The sequence below is a fragment of the Exiguobacterium oxidotolerans JCM 12280 genome (assembly GCF_000702625.1).
Taxonomy (GTDB): Bacteria; Bacillota; Bacilli; order Exiguobacteriales; family Exiguobacteriaceae; genus Exiguobacterium_A; species Exiguobacterium_A oxidotolerans.
Genome location: NZ_JNIS01000001.1, coordinates 2,323,829 through 2,341,585 on the forward strand (window position 1 = coordinate 2,323,829; position 17,757 = coordinate 2,341,585).

Below are 17,757 nucleotides of genomic sequence, written 5' to 3' on the forward strand. Positions count from 1 at the left end.
AAGAGTATAAAGGGGTAGTTATGATGAAAAACTTCAATGATACGTTTTTACGGGCGGTCCGTGGCGAACAAGTGGGCCACGTACCTGTCTGGTACATGCGACAAGCAGGTCGTTATCAAGCGGAATATCGTGAAATCAAAAAGACACGTACGCTGTTCGAGATCACACATGATCCAGAACTATGCGCATACGTCACTGAATTGCCGGTTAAACAACTTGGTGTTGACGCAGCGATTCTGTACAAAGACATCATGACGCCATTACCATCTATGGGTGTTGATGTTGAAATTAAAAGTGGCATCGGTCCGGTCATCGCGAATCCGATTCGAACGATGGAAGATGTACAGGCGCTACAACCGTTTAAAAAAGAAGATATTCCATATATCTTCGAGACCATCAAGTTATTACGGGAACGATTAGAAGTACCATTGATTGGGTTTTCAGGCGCACCGTTTACACTTGCGAGCTATATGATTGAAGGTGGGCCTTCAAAAGGCTACCATAAAACGAAAGCATTGATGTATGGACATCCGGATGTATGGCATGCATTAATGGAGAAACTCGGAGACATGGTGATTGACTACATCAAAGCTCAAGTCGATGCTGGGATTCAAGCGTTTCAGATTTTTGATTCATGGGTCGGAACGACAAGTCAGAAAGATTATGTTCTCTACATCAAACCGACAATGGAACGGATTTTCACGGAACTAAAAGAAACGGGCGTTCCGATGATTATGTTTGGTGTCGGTGCAAGTCACTTAGCAGAAGAGTGGCATGATTTACCGCTCGACGTCGTTGGACTTGATTGGCGTCTATCAATCGACGAAGCACGCGAACGTGGGTTGACGAAAACGTTGCAAGGAAACCTTGATCCCTCTTATTTACTTGCACCATGGGAAATCTTAGAAGCGAAAGCAACAGAGATTCTTGACATGGGAATGAAACGTCCTGGATTCATCTTTAATTTAGGACATGGAATCTTCCCGGAAGTCGACCCAGAAGTCTTAAAACGCTTGACTGCATTTATCCATGATTATTCGAAAGAAAAAATGGAGGTAGCAAAATGAAAACACTTGGATTACTCGTAATGGCATACGGAACACCGTATAAACCGGAAGATATCGAACGGTATTACACGCATATCCGCCGTGGGCGTAAACCGTCACCTGAAGCACTCGCTGAACTGACGGAGCGTTATGAAGCAATCGGTGGCGTCTCGCCACTTGCACAAGTCACGATTGACCAAGCAGAAGAGTTACATCGTCAATTGTCGGCAAAATATGCGGGCGAAATTGAGTTCAAACTCTACCTAGGTCTCAAGCATATCGAACCGTTTGTCGAAGATGCGGTCGAGCAAATGGCAAAAGACGGCATCACGGAAGCAGTAACGGTGGTTTTAGCACCACACTATTCGACATTCAGCATTCGTTCATACAATGGACGAGCAAAAGAAGTCGCAGACAAACACGGAATTCAGCTTGCTTCTGTCGAATCATGGTACCAAGAAGAAGCATTCATCAACTGGTGGGGACAAGCGATTCGTCAAACATTCGATGCCTTGCCTGTACCGGAAGAAAAAGCAGTCCTCGTCGTATCAGCGCATAGTCTTCCTGAGAAAATCATTGCGAACGGTGACCCGTATCCGGATCAATTGAAAGAAACAGCAGAGTTGATTGCAAAACGTGCTGGTGTCAAACATATGATCACGGGATGGCAATCCGCGGGACAAACGCCTGAACCTTGGCTCGGACCAGACGTTCAAGATTTAACGCGTGATGTGTATGAAGCAGAAGGGTATGAAGCATTCGTATACGTACCAGTCGGATTCGTCGCCGATCATTTAGAAGTTTTGTTTGATAATGATTACGAATGTAAAGTCGTATGTGACGAACTCGGTATCCACTATGCTCGACCAGGTATGCCAAATGCGGAGCCGGCTTTCATGGAGGCAGTCACGGAAGCCGTCGCAAAACAAGTTGGTAGCTATGTCAAGTAAACGTCTCGTTATCGTCGGCGGTGGTATTACTGGTCTTGCCGCTGCCTATTTCGCAGAACGTTTATTTCCTGATTTAAATATCACCGTCCTAGAAGCAGGTGAGCGACTTGGTGGTAAGGTCGCGACCTATCGAGAAGACGGCTTCATGATTGAGCGTGGTCCGGATTCTTACGTCGCGCGCAAACATATCTTGACCGATTTAATTGAAGCGGTTGGATTAGGCGATAAGTTGGTTCGAAACAACACGTCGCAAGCATTCATTTTAGATCCAGGTGGTCTCCATCCGATTCCGAAAGGGTCTGTAATGGGAATCCCGACCGATTTAAATTTATTTTCAGAGACGACGTTATTGACGGAAGCGGAAAAAGCGGAGGTTGCACGATTGTTGCTTCATCCTTCTGATCAATTGACGATTCCTGAAGAAGATATTCCGCTCGGTAGTTACTTGCGTCCTCGCCTCGGGGATGCGCTGGTCGAGAAGTTGATCGAACCGTTATTGTCGGGAATTTATGCCGGGAACATTGATCAAATGAGTACGTTCGCGACATATCCGCAGTTCGTTGCGAATGAGCAAAAAGCGGGATCGTTATTCGAAGGGATGCGTTTGATGCGTCCAACTGCGCAGGTTCAAGGGCAAACGAAACCAACGACAGGACAGTTCCTGTCACTTTCAACGGGGCTTGAATCGCTAGTCGAACGTTTAGAAGAAGTGCTTGAACGGACTGAAATTCGTCTGGAAACGCCTTTACTCGAAGTTGCGCGTGAAAATGAACGATATCGCTTAAAAACAGATCACGGTCCTGAGTATGCCGATTATGTACTCTTGACGATTCCTCATCCTCAAGTCGTCAGTTTACTTCCGGATGCCGATTTACGGGAACTTGAGCAGTTGAAGACCCATTCGACGGCGACGGTTACGCTGATTTTCGATGAACAAGCGACATTACCCATTGAAGGTACGGGTTTTGTCGTCAATCGACGTGCCCCGTATTCGATTACGGCATGTACGGCGATCGATCAAAAGTGGAGTCATTCTGCACCGGATCATACGGTTTTGCGCGCTTTTGTCGGTCGTCCAGGTAATGATGCGCTCGTTCACGAGACGGATGATGTCATCAAGGAAACAGTATTAAAAGACTTAGAACAAATTTGTGGTCAAACGCTTGCACCGAGACAAGTCATCATCAGCCGGTTAGTTGATGGTTTACCAGCTTATACGGTTGGTCATGCAGGACGGATTCAAATTGTCCGTGACGAAGTCATGAGTAAATATCCTGGTGTGTATTTAGCAGGATTAGCTTATGATGGCGTCGGTTTACCGGATTGTGTTGCCAGTGCGAAAACGATGGTTGAAGAAATCGCTATACAGCACGGACACGAACAGTCGAACGCTTAAACTAACATGCCTGAAATTCAGTTGCTACTGAATTTCAGGCATGTTTTTTTATGAACGGCAAAGAGACTAAAGAGTGGATGCTGGGGAATAGAAGGGAGAGGAGGGATGGATATGATGGATGTACTTAGCACATTTACAGTTGTCTTACTGTTTGGACTGGGAATCATGAATTTACTTGCAGTGTTGACGGTCATCTTCTTAGAACGACGTGATATTGGTGCGACATGGGCCTGGATGCTCGTCCTCTATTTCATTCCGATCGTTGGGTTTTTAATTTATTTATTTTTTGGACGCCTACTCAAGAAAAAGGATTTTTATCATGTTAAAGAAGAGGAGCGGTTGGAACAGTCACGACGTGTCGAGTTACAGATTGCAGAATTGAACCATTTGGGTGACCTTCGACGGACATATCCGTTAATCGAACGATACAATCAATTGATTCAAATGAATCTGAAATCAAACGGGTCATTACTCAGCCTGAAAAATGAAGTGACGATTCTATCAGATGGTGAACAAAAATTTAATCGAATGATGACAGACATCATGAATGCCAAACATGAAATCAATATTCAGTATTACATCATCCAAAAAGATTCCCTAGGCTTAGCGTTGATTGACGCATTGACAAAGATGGCACGTCAAGGGATCAAAGTCCGTTTGTTGTATGATGCAGTAGGCTCTCGTGATTTGAAACGACAAGATTTTAAAGATTTACTTCATCATGGTGGAGAAGTGTTTGCCTTTTTCCCACCGACGCTGGGCTTGATTAATTTCCGAATGAACAACCGGAATCATCGTAAGTCTTGTATCATTGATGGGCAGATTGGTTACATCGGAGGCTTTAATGTCGGAACGGAGTATTTTGGAATTGATGAGAAATTCGGCTATTGGCGCGATACACATTTTCGACTAGAAGGTGAGGTCGTTCACGATCAATTGGATCGATTTATTTTGGATTGGAATCAAGCGAATGACATCTACACGGATAAAACGCTCTTTTATTATGGATCTCACGAAATCAATCAGGCGTTACCCATGCAAATTGTCACATCCGGACCAAATTCTGAGACAGAACATTTAAAAAATGTATTGATTAAAATGATTTCGCTTGCTAAGAAATCAGTAATGATTCAGTCGCCTTATTTCATACCAGATGCTAGTTACATGGATGCGTGTAAGATGGCACTATTGTCTGGTGTCGATGTTCGTATCATGATTCCGAATAAACCGGATCACCCCTTCGTTTACTGGGCGACGACAGCCGCAGCGGGAGAACTGATTTCCTATGGAGCGAAAATCTATACGTACGAACCAGGGTTTCTTCATGCGAAGACAATTGTCGTCGATGGAGAAATTGCTTCAGTCGGAACGACGAACATTGATGCCAGGAGTTTTCGATTGAACTTTGAAATGAACTCGATTGTATACGATCGAGCGACTGCGCTTGAGTTGGAGCAATTATTTCTCGCTGATTGTGAAGTATCAAAGTTGTTAACTGCTGAAATCTATGCAGAACGGTCGAGGATGATTAAATTTAAAGAGAGCATTTCTAGATTGTTGTCTCCGATTTTGTAGGGAAGAAAAAGTAAAGATATGACTTTGATCACGATTCGTTCGAAACAGGTTTGAGAAGGCAAAGAAAAAGAGAAATGGTATAGTGGGATTGAAAAAGATAAAGGAGAGTGGAAGAAGTGGCAAAAGCAATCAAGTTATTGATTTCCGACATGGATGGTACGGTTTTATCGAGTAATCAAAAAATCGAACAGGAAACGATCGATGCGATTAAGGCGGCAAAGGAACAAGGCGTCGATTTTGCGATTGCAACAGGGCGGAACTATTTAAATGCGAAGGAATTAACGGATCAAGCAGGAATCGTTTGTCCAATCATTGCGTCGAACGGTGCACGTGTCATGACGCGCGATGGTGAACAACTGAGCGCAACGACGTTGACGGCTGAGCAAGCGCAACAAATTTATAGTATCATCAGCCAATATGAAGTATTTTTCGAGATGTTCTGTGATCAAGGTCTCGTAACAGCGCAAGGTGCAACAATCGATGCAGCGTATGACTCACTAAAAGATATGAGTCGTGAAAGTGACCGTGCAAAAGAAGTTCTCGACTTTTTCTATAAACGCTATTACGTCAATGAAGATGTAAAAATGATCGATGGGTTCCGTTCATTCATCCGGAATCAGGCGGGACAAGTCTTTAAATTCATCTCATTCTCGTTTGATCAAGACTTAATGAATAAGATTTGGAAAGAAGTCGAAGAAAAAGTCGACGGCATTTATGTGACATCATCTGGTCACGATAACATCGAAGTCATGGCAGTCGGCGCCGATAAAGGAACAGCTGTCAAAACGTTAGCGAAGCACTTAGGTGTATCAATCGACGAGGTCGCAGTCATCGGTGACAACTTAAACGACGTTCCGATGTTCAAAGTCGCAGGTGTGGCGATTGCGATGGGGAATGGACATGAAGATGCAAAAGCGATTGCCGCTCACGTTACAAAAACAAACGATGAACATGGTGTCGGTCATGCAATCAGTCAACTTGCAGCCGGAACGTGGTCTTAACGGGAGGGTCATATGTTTAAAGCGTTTAAAGAGTTTGCCTTTCGCGGGAATGTCGTTGATTTAGCGATTGGTGTCATCTTAGGGGCAGCATTTAGTAGTATCATCAAGGCACTCGTCAACAGTATCTTCATGCCATTGATTGGCATCGTGGTTGGTGGAGTAAATGTAAAAGGATTATCAGTGTCCGTCGGGAGTGCAGAATTATTGTATGGGCAGTTTCTTCAAGCAACGATTGAATTCATTTTGATTGCCTTTGCGTTGTTTTTATTCGTCAAAGCTATCAATCGTTTTCGGAGTAAAGAAGAAGTTACGGAAGAAGTCCCAGAACCGACGACGGAAGAAAGACTGCTTACAGAAATTCGAGATGCACTCGTCAGTCGAAACGATGATCGTATTTAAGTAGAAAATTAAATCAAGAAAAAACCCGTCAGCTTTTCTACTCGTCGTAGCAGTAGAAAATGCAGCGGGTTTTTCTTATAAAATGGAAATGAGTTGATTCTCTGAACATACTTGAAGCGAAAATTGTTTTTCGACACCTTGATCAAATTGAACATCGAGAACGTCTCCTGTTAAATGAAGAACAGTCCCTTCGCCAAAGGATTTATGGGCAATCCGCATCTTTTCCTCGATTGGTAATAGTTCTACTGGAGGACGCATGCTCGGTCGAACTTGTGCTTGCTGATTTTTTCGTTTAGCGGCATCTGGATTCAGGATCTGTCGCACGTTGCCAACAAAAATCGATTCTTCGACGACTTTTGATTTGTAGCGATACGAAATCAAATGGAGTTCATGACGTGCTCGTGTCATGCCGACATAGAACAATCGAGCAGCCTCTTCCATTTCTTCGAGCTGACCATCTTTATAGGATTTGATATTATCTGATGATGGTAAAACGCCATTGATTAAATCAATCATGAAGACACGATTAAATTCGAGTCCTTTTGCACTATGGAACGTGGAAAGCGTGACTGCGTTTTGATGTTTATTGGACTTGGCATCACGCATCAGTTGCTCTAAGTGAACAATACGCTCCTTGAATGCGAGAGCGGTCGGTAAGTCACTGGCGACATTTTCAATCGTGTTCAACATCTCAAGTAAATAGTCGATACTGAATCCAAGACTATCACTCATCTTACGTAAGTTTTTTTCGTATCCGAGTTCATTACGAATCAAAGCAAGAGCAGCAGCCGGACGGGCAGTTTGAATCGAAGCGAAAACCGTTTTCATCGTTTTTAATTGTTTCTTTTGGTAAAACTTCATCTCGACATGTTGAAGTAACAAGTCAAACGCATGTTCACCATTACGTAATTCATAGAGGCGTTGCAACTGGACTTTAGAAATATAGCCGGCAAACTTCGTATGAATTTGTGCCAATACATCGATGTCGGAAGGATCCTGGGCGAATTCGATAAAATGTAAAATATCTTTTAGGACCCAGTGACTGAAGAACTTATGATCGACATCTTTAATGTAAAATGGAACATTTGCTAAATCGAGTGCATTCATGACATTGATTGACGATGCATTGTTCCGGTAAAGAATCGCGACTTCCTCAAAGTTCGTTTCCTGCCGCAACTGATTGATGACATATCGCGTTTGATCTTCATAAGAAGCAAGCTGTTCAATCGTAATCGGACGGACGGATGGATTTTCTGTGAACATTTTTTTCGGATGTCGTACTTTATTCCGTTGAATGAATTGATTCGCCGTTTCGACGATTTCTTTTGACGAACGATAATTTTGTTCCATATACAAAACCGTTGCATCCGGGTACGTGTCCTTGAAGTGGATAATCTTCGAAACATCGGCACCACGCCAGCTATATAAAGTTTGGTCATCATCAGCGACGACACAGAGGTTGTTATGCGGAAGAGCCAATTTTTCAACGAGTTGATGCTGGACGAGAGAGGTATCCTGACTTTCATCCGTCAATATATATTCGAAACGTCGTTGATAGTTAGCTAACAAAGAAGCATCGTCAGCAAGAATTGTATTGGCATACGTCAACATGTCATCAAAATCCATCAAAGGATGTGAGGGATCGCGCAGTTTAAATTGTTCATATGCAAGATAGATTTCTGTGAAGTTTTTAATCGTTGTTTTTAATGTACGAATATCTTTTTCGACGAGGAGGCGGTTTTTGACAAAAGAAATCATCCGTAACAACTCGTCCATTTGATCTTCTGTGATGACGCTACGGTTTATTTCCTGGAAAATACGACGTAATACCATTCGTTTATGCATCGGTTGATTCGCTGTCTTTTCCAAAGCACCTTCGATGATCGTATATTGTAACTGATTCAATGACGCATAATCGCGTACGACCTGAAAAGCGAAACTATGGATGGTGGAAAAGGAAGCGGTCGTCCCAATAAGATGATGAAACCAACCGTGAAACCGTTCCGCCATTTCATGAGCTGCTGCTTTACTAAACGTCAAACCTAAAATCGCTCGTGGATTTACTTTCTTTTCTAAGATTAAATAAGCAATTTTAAAGTTTAAGGTAGTTGTCTTACCAGACCCGGGGGAAGCAAGCAACAGAAGCGGACCTTCATCATGCTCAATTGCAGCACGTTGGACTGGGTTCAACTTCGTACCAGTCTCAAGCTCCATTTTTTTAAAGAAATCATCGGACATGTCAATCTTCACCTCTAACATCTGTAAACTCGATTTTCTTTCCCTAGTTTAGCATTTCCGACATCATAATTGATTAAGGAAGTAAAAGAAGTGGAATAATATTAGAACGAAACAGAAATCTTGATATGAGAAAGAATGAGAAGTGACTACGTTTTTCGGTGAGTTATCTATAGGATAAAACTTAAAATCAGTGTAAAATGGGAATTGATGTAAGTCTAGCGAGCTAAAGTAGCTCTTTTTGAAATAGACGGAAGGATGAAAAAACCATGTCTCAAATCAAATTATTTATGTATACGGATGAACACTATGAGCAATGCGATGCCTTTATACTTCCGGAAGAACAAGTTCAATTTACGACTTTCCCGACACATGTCGTAACGGAAGCGTTAGAAAATCCAGATAAGTTTCCTGTCGTCATCAAAAAAGACTTGGAAGTCGTCGGCTTCTTCATCTTGCACTTAAACCCCCCAAAAACGCATCGGACAGAAGAACAAAGTGTTCTCTTACGTGCATTTTCGATTGATGCTAAACATCAAAAACAAGGGTATGCCAAAGAAGCGATGTTGCAGCTACCAAAATTCGTTCAGCAACACTTTCCACAAGTAACTGCCATTACGTTAGCTGTCAATAAAAAAAATATCGCGGCTAAATCGTTATATTTTAAAACCGGTTATGTGGATACGCTCCAATCAGTCATGGGACCAATCGGCGAACAGCACATACTCGCTTTTAGCTTGCAAAAAGAAACGCAATTAGAGCGTTGAGTACCATCGAAAAGGCTTGAGATACAACCGGATGATTTTGAACAGGACGAAATGAAAGAAGGGATTGCGCATCGATTTTAGATGGCAATCCCTTCTTTCATCTTTTTTAGAGCAAGCCACGTGTCTCGGAATTCCGGTCTAAAAGTGCTGTGCTTACAATTCGTAGATGGAAATATCTGCTGTCAAATCACCGATTAACGTAATATCCTGACTCGTTGATTTCGGGAAAATGCGAGTGGAAGCGACAGCTTCACCGTCATTCAAAAAGATTTCGATTGATGAGCGATCAACGAATAGCCGTAGTTGATGTAACGGTTGTTCTAATTGAACAGTACGTGTCGTACCGTAATCGACAGCAGGAACTTCAGCGCCAGAACGACTACGATCAAGCGTAAAGCGTTGTGTCGTCGCATCATAAGTTAAGACGGTTGCTTCCTGGTCAGCTGCTCGAACGTGTATCTCGAACTGCGTTGTTTGTAGTGCTAAGTTTGAGAGCTCGATTTCAAATGTCTCTGCTTGGGCAATCACCATCGCCTGATTAATTTCAGTAGATTGCGCGTGAATTGTACGTTTTCTAAGAAGATCGAGTTCACGGACAGGCAGTTGTTTCAAACGTCCTTCCTGCAGCGTCAGTTCACGTGGAAGCGTTAATGCATGAGCCCAGTTATACATGTCGCTCGGATATGAAATGTCTGGTAAGCCCATCCATCCGACTAAAATTCGACGTCCATCTGCTGCTTGCGTCGTTTGGGGAGCATAAAAATCAAACCCGAAATCGAGTTCTGAGAAGGCATGGTGTTGATACGTTAACTCAGGCAAAGCTAGTTTTTCCCCAATCATGTACCCGGATTGGAAAATGTTTTGATAAGCGTCCCCGTCCGGCTCAATGCCTTGTGGGCTGAATAATAAAATACCTTTATCGTCGAGCTCGAAGTAATCAGGACATTCCCACATATAGCCAAAGTCAGGGTATTGTGTCTTCAACTCTCCGAGGAACGTCCATGTTTCAGCATCTTCCGACTGGTAGAGGACGGTGCATCCCGTTAAATCGTCGCGCTGCGCCCCGATGATGCAATACCATGTACCAGACGCTTCCTGGAAGACTTTCGGGTCGCGAAAATGTTCTGTGTAACCTGCAGGAACGTTCGGAATCGCAGGAGGTAAGTGTTTGTCGATGCGACCATCCGAACGCAAATGACCAACGATTTGACTTGGATGCCGTACCCAGTCTGCATCGCGTTTGTTTCCTGTATACATAATATGGACAGCATCATCCTTAATGAAGCCACTACCTGAGTATGCACCATGGGAATCTGCATCATCGTTCGGAATAAGTGCCGCGCCTTCGTCAAACCAATGGACTAAATCTTTTGATGTCATGTGATACCAATACTTTAGACCATGAACAGGTCCAAGTGGGAACCACTGATAAAATAAATGATACGTTCCGTCGTGATATACAAAACCGTTCGGATCGTTTAGGAGACCGGTTGGAGGTTGGATATGGTAAGAAAACCGCCAAGGAGAGTTTCTTACTTCTTCCTTCATTGTTTGATAAACTTCCGGTGCGATATCTGAGAGGGGGCGATAGCGTGCCTCGCGTGTCCACTGATTCATGCTGACAGCTCCTTATGCATTTATTTATATTTTTTTCTTCTATTTGCTTACATTACGAAGAGCGTTCCGTCTTGTCAATGTCTAATGTTAGCGATGGAACGTCAATCGACCTTTACCAAGTTTTTTAGAATCATATAGTGCAATATCAGCACGGTGGATGACTTGTTCAACCGATTCGTTTCGTCGTCGCGTCGCAATTCCGATACTTACCCCAATCTGAAGGGTGGACTGATCGATGACGTAGGGATCTGAAAGATACGCTATGATTTCTGTTCCGTACTGATTGAGTAAATCGAAGGACATGACATCGTTCAAAACGATTAAAAATTCATCTCCGCCAAGTCGTGCGATTATACTGTTCGGGCGTCTCATTTGGCTCAAACGTTCAGCTACTTCTGTTAATAATACGTCACCTGTCTGATGTCCAAATCGATCATTAATTGCCTTGAAGCCATCTAAATCAATATAGAGATAGATTTCGGACGTTTCATTTAAAGAAATCGCATGTAAGTAATTCGACAGTCCGTTTCGGTTCGGTAAACCGGTCAGCGGATCGATGAGCGCTAACGTCTCATACGTCGTTCGTTGCTGTTCTGTATCAGACAGCTGAGCAATCAGTTGACGTAAGGCAACTGATAGAACGGTGATTTCTCGAATTCCTTGATGGGGCGGGATTGAGATTGAATGATCGTGTTGCATCTGCTCAGCAGCCAGTGTAATTTTCTTGAGTGGTTTCGTAATGAGTTGCGCGATGAACCAACCGATGATGGCAGTAACAATGGAAGCAATCAGTCCAGCGAAAAAAATAAATTTCTTCAATAGGATGGCGTCGTTAAAGGCAATTTGACTTGGTTGACGGACAAGAATCGTCCAGCCGAGACCATCGTAGTTTTTGTAGCCTTGGCTTTTAGTCGAGCCGGTCAAATAGACATTTCCATCAGACCATTCCGATACATGATAACCGGACTCGACGGGTGCGACGAGATTCTGGGGGAGCGCTTTACCGCGCCACTCATTCGGTCCGAGTAAAACAGTTCGTTGATTTTCGCTGACGATGAAAAATTCTAAGCCCTCGATTTGTTTGGTTGAACTCTTAAAGCTTTGTTCGATTTCTTTTGCCCAGGCGAAGCTCAGGTGCGCTGCAAGGACGCCAGTCAATCGACCATCAGTGAATAAAGGGGTGCTGATATCAACGAACTGTAAAGGTTCATTACTCGGATTGGGAAGCAGTTTTGCAAGCAAGACGGCATCATGGACGTCACCAATGAATGGGCGTTCTGTCGCTTCTTGGAAGACGGGGCGTGATTGAATCGATTGCCCTTCTAAGATTTGATCCGTCGAAGCACGCACTGTACCGTTCGCATCGAGTAGACCAATCCAAGAAAAATCAGGAATTTGTTGCTGGAGTTGTTCTAACGTCGTTCGTGTGACAGGAACGTCTGCTGAATTCTTAAGCGTCGGAAGCGTAGCAAGTAGATTAACTTCTGCTGCCCGTGACCACATGTAATGGTCGAGTTTGTCAGATAGCTGGTAGGCAGTCGCAGACAACGTCATTCCGACTTCTTCTTTTAGGCGATCTGTTGCACGGTCACTAATAAAAAAGGTCAAACATAAGGTCACTGTAAAAAAGAGTAGGGCAATTAGCGTTGCAAGTAACACATCAAAACGAATTGATAACTTTTGCATCTAGTGAGCTCCATTTCACCCGTAAATATACGATGACGTATTCTACTTTATTTTATCATAGTTCCTCGACAGGTCTTGAAATTTGACGAAAACTTCGACCGACTGGTTCGTATTAGAAATACTTTTCTGCTCGAAAATATAACCTAGTTTCCGCCAAAAAGACTGCCCGATTTGATTTTTTGGAAGAACTGCTAAACGAATGACGTCTTTGTACTTTAAATAGCGTTCATGAAAAGTATGATAAAGGATTGTACCGACGCCCTGGTGATGATAGCGGCCATCAATCAAAAAGAGACCAATCCAAGTTGATCCGTCCCGTGGATGTTCAGGCAAATAGTCGATAATTGCAAAAGGTCCTACATCACTTCGACATAGAAGACTGACGGTTTCGGGGTTAAGAAACTCTTTTGTGAATGCTTGACGAGTTAAAGGGAGTTGACGATTTTCTAGCTGAGCATATGCCAGGTTGTGATTAAAAATGGCTTGAACATCTTTAAAGTGGTCTGGGGTGATTTCAACAAACGTAACGTCCATGTCGAACCTCTCTTTCATCAATTTCGTAACATTCAATGCTTTTATTATACAAAGAGCAAGTGGGTTTTGATTACATAATTGTAAGAAAAGGAACTTTTTCTTTTATTTCCCGTACAATGTAAAGGTAGAGTGAAAGAAATGAGGAGGCGAAAAAAATGTTGAAGATTGAACATATCTCGAAGCGGTTAGGAAAAGAGCAAATCCTAAAAGATGTCAGCTTTGAAGTCGCACCTGGAGAAGTCTTTGGATTTTTAGGTCCGAACGGTGCAGGGAAAACGACGACAATCCGAATCATTACAGGGTTGTTAGAGCAGGACGAAGGTAAAGTGACCGTGAATGGACACGATGTCGTCGAGGAGCGTTCAAAAGCATTGACGCAAATCGGGGCGATTGTCGAAAATCCGGCATTTTATCCGTATATGACTGGGAAACAAAATCTCATTCATGCAAAAAACTTAATCCCAGGGTTAGGTGATGTCGACTACGAAGCACTTTCACGTCTCGTTGGACTGGAAGGAAAGCTATCGAAAAAAGTCGGTGAGTATTCTCTTGGGATGAAACAACGTTTAGGGATTGCCCGTGCTTTATTACATAATCCGCGTGTTCTCATTCTCGATGAACCGACAAACGGGCTTGACCCAGCCGGGATCGCAGAACTGCGTGAGTATTTACGGGCGATGGCTCGCGATCAACAGATTGCGATTTTAATATCGAGTCATATGTTGGGTGAAATGGAGCAGATTAGCGACCGGTATGCCATCATCGATCAAGGTGTCATCAAATCTGTCGAATCCGTCCGCAATGAGACGGGATCGAAAATTTTATTACGTGTTGCGCAGGAAGAAACGGAAGACGTACTTGAAGCACTTAAAACAGCAAACTATCAAGCGGATCTGTGGAATGATCGAATCGTCGTTACGGCTCCTGAAACGGCATGCCCGGCAATTGCTCGCCTAGTCGTTCCAATTGCTGATTTACACGAGTTAACGATTAAACGAATGACGCTCGAAGAACAATTCTTGCAAGTCACGAAAAAAGAGGGGGATTCACATGCTTTCACTCATACAAAATGAATGGATGAAATGGTGGACGATGAAAAAGTCGAAAATCGTCTTAGCGATTTATATTTTAATTGCAATCGGAATCGTCATTATCGCAAAGACGAATGACATTGATTTTACACGAAGTGGATTTTATGACCTGACGTCCATTATCCTAATTACGTTGCTCGGGATCATCACGATTGTTTTCACTGCTGAAGCAATCGGAAACGAAGTCCGCTATGATACGATGAAACATTTATTGATGAGTCCGTATTCACGGATGACGATTTATTTCTCGAAATTAGTGTTTTCAATCTTGCTTATGTTCGGACAATTTCTGTTGATCGTCCTGATTTCATATGCGTTGTCGTTTACGTTCTCTGAAGCAGGGGAACCACTCGTCATGCGGGATACATGGTTGCTACTTGTCAGTCCAATCTTTACGATTTTTATGACGCTGTTCTTCTCACTGCTCTTCCGCTCAGTCGGAATGATCATCGGTTTTACGGTACTCGCCCAGTTCTTCACGACGATTGCCGGAAGCGTCCTGCTCACCTTTAAACCGGGCCTTGCGAAATGGATCGTCTTCATGCATCTCGATTGGTCAATGTATTTCGATCAGAGTTTGGAGGCACAGCTTGTTAATCCGATGGATACGACATTGACGTTCTCTGTCATCTTTGTGCTCGCCCACATTCTCGTGTTGCTTGGTGGGTCGATCTTAATCTTCCAAAAGAAATCGTATACGTAAACACAACCCGTCCTCCGTTTGTCGTGGGGACGGGTTGTCAGACTGTAGACAAATGGGAGATCAAACGTCTGTTTTCGTTGCTTTCCTCGGGCGGGCGCAAGCCGTTGCTCCTTGGGTCCTAGCGGACAATGAGCAGGGTCTTGCCTGCCTCTGAAAGTGCGTTAAAAACGCACTTTTTCCCGTAGGAGTCAACGAAACGTGACGCTTTTTAGATAATATCGTGACGGATTGCCGCTTTGAAGACGAGGCGAGACCGGGAAGCGCAAACAGATTACTTCTCGATATCGCCTGTTCACGCTTTATAAGCTTTTGTCTACACGCTCACAACCCGTCCTCACATTGTCGTGGGGACGGGTTGTTTTACGATTTCACTCGATTAGAAATCGGGAAAATACGCTGGAAAAATTCAATTAACGGACCATTCAATAACAAGAACACAAAGGTTCCGACGCCAATCCCAATCAATTCGTGTTCGACGATGGAAAGAACACTTGCGATGAGGAAAGGGATTGCTAAGCTGATCGTCGCACCGATCGTCGTACTCTTGAAACGACTGATTAACGATTTCATCAAGTAATCAGGCGGCATTAAGACGAAACCGATTTGCAGGTAAAGGGCGAGACCTAATGAAATCATCGGCATCCCGATTATCATGTAAACCGAACGGGTTACAAGGTTCGATGGCACATAGAGTAGCTGATGGATCGCTAAGAAGAAATCAATCGCTGCCCCGAACAAGACGACGAGTGAAAAACTTAAGATGATTGTCCACCAACTAAAACGACTCCCTAAAGCGAGGGCACTGCCGAGTGCGAAGATATGCAGGCAAACAATCGCTAATCCGACCGTTAAAGGTGAGATTCTCGCTAAAGCTTCGCTAGCAGAAGTCCAAGGTGCACTTCCGATCGCGGCGGTGACCATAAAACTGTTTCCTAAGGCATTGATGATGATGGAAAATAAGTAAATCGTAATTCGTTTTTGTTGACTCATGGTGGAACGTAGCAGTTGATGCTACGCTTCTCACCTCCTTTTCAGACGGTTTCACGTTAAGGTATACCCTAAATTCGTCCATTCTTTTCATATGAATTCAGGAAAGGGCATTGCGGAACTGTGAGTGAACACGACATACTGATATCAAACTACAGAAATGGGGAACACCGATGACATACTTTGGTCAGAAGATTTTACCATCCGTCAGGAAACTTGAGGACTTTGAAAAAATGTTGAAAAGTCCTTATGAATACGGAGTCCTGCTTGAAATGCACGTGTCGCGTTTGAAGTCTGTTTATGAATTAGCCAATCGATATGATAAAAAAATGTTTTTACATATGGATTTAGTTCAAGGTCTTAAAAATGATGAATATGCGACGGAATACGTCTGCCAAGAATTGAAGCCATATGGCGTCATCTCGACGAAAGCGAGCGTTATCTTGAAGGCACGTCAAAAGAAAGTGAAGACGATGCAACGGATGTTCCTGCTCGATTCGAGTTCGCTCGAAAAAAGTTATCAATTGATGGAGCGGACTCAGCCTGATTATATCGAAATTCTGCCCGGATTGATGCCGAAATACATTGAGGAAGTTAAACGAAAAACAGGGCGGCTCGTTTTTGCGGGTGGATTGATTGATACGGTCGAGGAAGTAGAACAAGCGATTGCCGCGGGGGCGTCGAGTATTACGACGTCCAATAAAGAGTTGTGGCGACATTTTGAACCTGAACGATGAAAGCGCTATGATAAAACGCACAAAAAGTGTTTGACAGCGTTTTCATCGATTGTTATAGTGACATTAAGTTAATACACAGTGACGGAGAAATCGGAGATTCACGCTTTTATTCCCTTTGAGTAATTCTCAAGAGGGAGGAAGCGTGAATCTCTTTTTTTGTTGCTATTTTTATAAAAGGGGGAATAGAACATGTCAGCAGTACTAGCAGAATTTTTAGGAACAGCCTTACTTGTTGCGTTAGGTAACGGAGTCGGGGCAGGGGTTTCGCTATCAAAGTCGTATGCTAAAGACGCTGGATGGATTGTCATCACATTCGCGTGGGGATTTGCGGTAGCGTTGTCCGTCTATGCCGTCGGTCAGTTCAGTGGAGCCCACTTGAACCCTGCCGTCACACTTGGATTAGCCTTTGACGGTTCATTTGCTTGGGCAGATGTACCAGGATACATCATCGCACAAGTATTAGGTGGAATCGTCGGTGCCAGTATCGTGTACCTGCATTACTTACCGCACTGGGCAGAAACAAAAGACCCGGCAACAAAATTGGGTGTGTTCGCAACGTCACCCGCTATTCCACATACATTCGCAAACGTTGTCAGTGAATTGATTGCTACATTCTTGCTTGTCGTCGGAATCTTATCGATTGGTGCAAATACGTTCTCAGATGGTTTGAATCCACTCATCGTCGGCTTTTTGATTGTTAGTCTCGGTATGTCATTCGGGGGAACGACAGGCTATGCAATGAATCCGGCACGTGATTTAGGACCGCGGATCGCACACTTCATTTTACCGATTGCAGGAAAAGGATCATCGAATTGGGGTTACGCTTGGATTCCAGTACTCGGTCCCGTATTAGGCGGAAGCTTAGGGGGATTATTTTATCGGTCTGTTTTCTCAGGTAAGGATACACCGGCCTTCATTATCGTCGGACTTGTGACAATTGTCATTTTAGGTTTATGCTATAAATTCGGTATTCGTCCGAATAAAGAAACGTCAGTAGCGTCAAAGTCAGCTTAACTTACTAGATACAAAGGAT

Annotated in this window: 16 protein-coding genes; 11 read left to right on the plus strand and 5 right to left on the minus strand. The window is 43.5% G+C overall.

Annotated features, from left to right (window positions below; genetic code table 11):
• Positions 1-20 precede the first annotated feature (20 nt).
• From hemE to mscL, 6 genes are all read left to right on the plus strand, one after another.
• Positions 21-1,067: a uroporphyrinogen decarboxylase gene (gene hemE, locus P403_RS0111820; RefSeq protein ID WP_029332824.1), complete on the plus strand. Its 1,047-nt coding sequence runs from the start codon at positions 21-23 to the stop codon at positions 1,065-1,067.
• Positions 1,064-1,996 carry a ferrochelatase gene (gene hemH / locus P403_RS0111825; protein WP_029332825.1) on the plus strand — a complete coding sequence of 311 codons (933 nt, stop codon included), beginning with the start codon at positions 1,064-1,066 and terminating at the stop codon, positions 1,994-1,996. Before hemE ends, hemH begins: the two co-directional genes overlap by 4 nt.
• Entirely contained in the window at positions 1,986-3,392 is a 1,407-nt protein-coding gene (hemG, locus tag P403_RS0111830; protein ID WP_029332826.1) for a protoporphyrinogen oxidase, read from the plus strand. Before hemH ends, hemG begins: the two co-directional genes overlap by 11 nt.
• A gap of 111 nt (positions 3,393-3,503) precedes the next feature.
• Positions 3,504-4,967, plus strand: a complete 1,464-nt coding sequence (gene cls, locus P403_RS0111835) for a cardiolipin synthase (RefSeq protein ID WP_152638918.1) — start codon at positions 3,504-3,506, stop codon at positions 4,965-4,967.
• Positions 4,968-5,083: 116 nt separating this feature from the next.
• Complete coding sequence (locus P403_RS0111840) at positions 5,084-5,968, plus strand: Cof-type HAD-IIB family hydrolase (RefSeq protein WP_029332828.1); 885 nt, start codon at positions 5,084-5,086, stop codon at positions 5,966-5,968.
• Positions 5,969-5,980: 12 nt separating this feature from the next.
• Complete coding sequence (gene mscL / locus P403_RS0111845) at positions 5,981-6,367, plus strand: large-conductance mechanosensitive channel protein MscL (protein WP_029332829.1); 387 nt, start codon at positions 5,981-5,983, stop codon at positions 6,365-6,367.
• A 75-nt stretch (positions 6,368-6,442) separates the two neighbouring features.
• Here mscL and P403_RS0111850 read toward each other — a convergent pair whose 3' ends face one another.
• Positions 6,443-8,605: an ATP-dependent helicase gene (locus P403_RS0111850; RefSeq protein WP_029332830.1), complete on the minus strand. Its 2,163-nt coding sequence runs from the start codon at positions 8,603-8,605 to the stop codon at positions 6,443-6,445.
• Positions 8,606-8,871: 266 nt separating this feature from the next.
• Between P403_RS0111850 and P403_RS0111855 the strand changes: the two genes are divergently transcribed.
• Complete coding sequence (locus P403_RS0111855) at positions 8,872-9,369, plus strand: GNAT family N-acetyltransferase (RefSeq protein WP_029332831.1); 498 nt, start codon at positions 8,872-8,874, stop codon at positions 9,367-9,369.
• Between the two features lie 153 nt (positions 9,370-9,522).
• On the opposite strand, the gene P403_RS0111860 is transcribed toward P403_RS0111855, so the two are convergent.
• From P403_RS0111860 to P403_RS0111870, 3 genes are all read right to left on the minus strand, one after another.
• On the minus strand, positions 9,523-10,986 hold the full coding sequence (locus P403_RS0111860) for a glycoside hydrolase family 32 protein (protein WP_029332832.1): 1,464 nt from the start codon (positions 10,984-10,986) through the stop codon (positions 9,523-9,525).
• A gap of 87 nt (positions 10,987-11,073) precedes the next feature.
• The gene (locus P403_RS0111865; RefSeq protein ID WP_029332833.1) at positions 11,074-12,672 is read right to left on the minus strand and encodes a sensor domain-containing diguanylate cyclase; all 1,599 of its coding nucleotides are present in this window, start codon (positions 12,670-12,672) and stop codon (positions 11,074-11,076) included.
• 42 nt (positions 12,673-12,714) lie between these two features.
• A complete protein-coding gene (locus tag P403_RS0111870) occupies positions 12,715-13,206 on the minus strand; it encodes a GNAT family N-acetyltransferase (RefSeq protein ID WP_029332834.1) in 492 nt (163 codons plus the stop codon).
• A gap of 155 nt (positions 13,207-13,361) precedes the next feature.
• On the opposite strand from P403_RS0111870, the gene P403_RS0111875 reads away from it, so the two are divergent.
• Both P403_RS0111875 and P403_RS0111880 read left to right on the plus strand, forming a co-directional pair.
• On the plus strand, positions 13,362-14,279 hold the full coding sequence (locus P403_RS0111875) for an ABC transporter ATP-binding protein (protein WP_029332835.1): 918 nt from the start codon (positions 13,362-13,364) through the stop codon (positions 14,277-14,279).
• Positions 14,257-15,000, plus strand: coding sequence for an ABC transporter permease (locus P403_RS0111880; protein WP_029332836.1), 744 nt, complete (start codon positions 14,257-14,259; stop codon positions 14,998-15,000). Before P403_RS0111875 ends, P403_RS0111880 begins: the two co-directional genes overlap by 23 nt.
• 360 nt (positions 15,001-15,360) lie before the next feature.
• Here the strand turns inward: P403_RS0111880 and P403_RS0111885 are convergent, their stop codons facing one another.
• On the minus strand, positions 15,361-15,990 hold the full coding sequence (locus P403_RS0111885; RefSeq protein ID WP_029332837.1) for a YczE/YyaS/YitT family protein: 630 nt from the start codon (positions 15,988-15,990) through the stop codon (positions 15,361-15,363).
• A gap of 170 nt (positions 15,991-16,160) precedes the next feature.
• On the opposite strand from P403_RS0111885, the gene P403_RS0111890 reads away from it, so the two are divergent.
• Positions 16,161-16,724 (plus strand): glycerol-3-phosphate responsive antiterminator, encoded by a 564-nt coding sequence (locus tag P403_RS0111890; protein WP_029332838.1) that lies wholly within the window; start codon positions 16,161-16,163, stop codon positions 16,722-16,724.
• 189 nt (positions 16,725-16,913) lie between these two features.
• Positions 16,914-17,738, plus strand: coding sequence for an MIP/aquaporin family protein (locus tag P403_RS0111895; RefSeq protein ID WP_029332839.1), 825 nt, complete (start codon positions 16,914-16,916; stop codon positions 17,736-17,738).
• The last annotated feature ends 19 nt before the right edge of the window (positions 17,739-17,757 follow it).

Bases quoted from the DNA above. Each gene is read 5' to 3' on its own strand.
- P403_RS0111885 (WP_029332837.1), bottom strand. From the start codon at position 15,990: ATGAGTCAACAAAAACGAATTACGATTTACTTATTTTCCATCATCATC.
- mscL (WP_029332829.1), top strand. From the start codon at position 5,981: ATGTTTAAAGCGTTTAAAGAGTTTGCCTTTCGCGGGAATGTCGTTGAT.
- P403_RS0111850 (WP_029332830.1), bottom strand. From the start codon at position 8,605: ATGTCCGATGATTTCTTTAAAAAAATGGAGCTTGAGACTGGTACGAAG.
- P403_RS0111890 (WP_029332838.1), top strand. From the start codon at position 16,161: ATGACATACTTTGGTCAGAAGATTTTACCATCCGTCAGGAAACTTGAG.
- P403_RS0111865 (WP_029332833.1), bottom strand. From the start codon at position 12,672: ATGCAAAAGTTATCAATTCGTTTTGATGTGTTACTTGCAACGCTAATT.
- P403_RS0111870 (WP_029332834.1), bottom strand. From the start codon at position 13,206: ATGGACGTTACGTTTGTTGAAATCACCCCAGACCACTTTAAAGATGTT.
- hemH (WP_029332825.1), top strand. From the start codon at position 1,064: ATGAAAACACTTGGATTACTCGTAATGGCATACGGAACACCGTATAAA.
- P403_RS0111875 (WP_029332835.1), top strand. From the start codon at position 13,362: ATGTTGAAGATTGAACATATCTCGAAGCGGTTAGGAAAAGAGCAAATC.
- hemG (WP_029332826.1), top strand. From the start codon at position 1,986: ATGTCAAGTAAACGTCTCGTTATCGTCGGCGGTGGTATTACTGGTCTT.
- cls (WP_152638918.1), top strand. From the start codon at position 3,504: ATGATGGATGTACTTAGCACATTTACAGTTGTCTTACTGTTTGGACTG.
- P403_RS0111880 (WP_029332836.1), top strand. From the start codon at position 14,257: ATGCTTTCACTCATACAAAATGAATGGATGAAATGGTGGACGATGAAA.
- P403_RS0111895 (WP_029332839.1), top strand. From the start codon at position 16,914: ATGTCAGCAGTACTAGCAGAATTTTTAGGAACAGCCTTACTTGTTGCG.
- P403_RS0111855 (WP_029332831.1), top strand. From the start codon at position 8,872: ATGTCTCAAATCAAATTATTTATGTATACGGATGAACACTATGAGCAA.
- hemE (WP_029332824.1), top strand. From the start codon at position 21: ATGATGAAAAACTTCAATGATACGTTTTTACGGGCGGTCCGTGGCGAA.
- P403_RS0111860 (WP_029332832.1), bottom strand. From the start codon at position 10,986: ATGAATCAGTGGACACGCGAGGCACGCTATCGCCCCCTCTCAGATATC.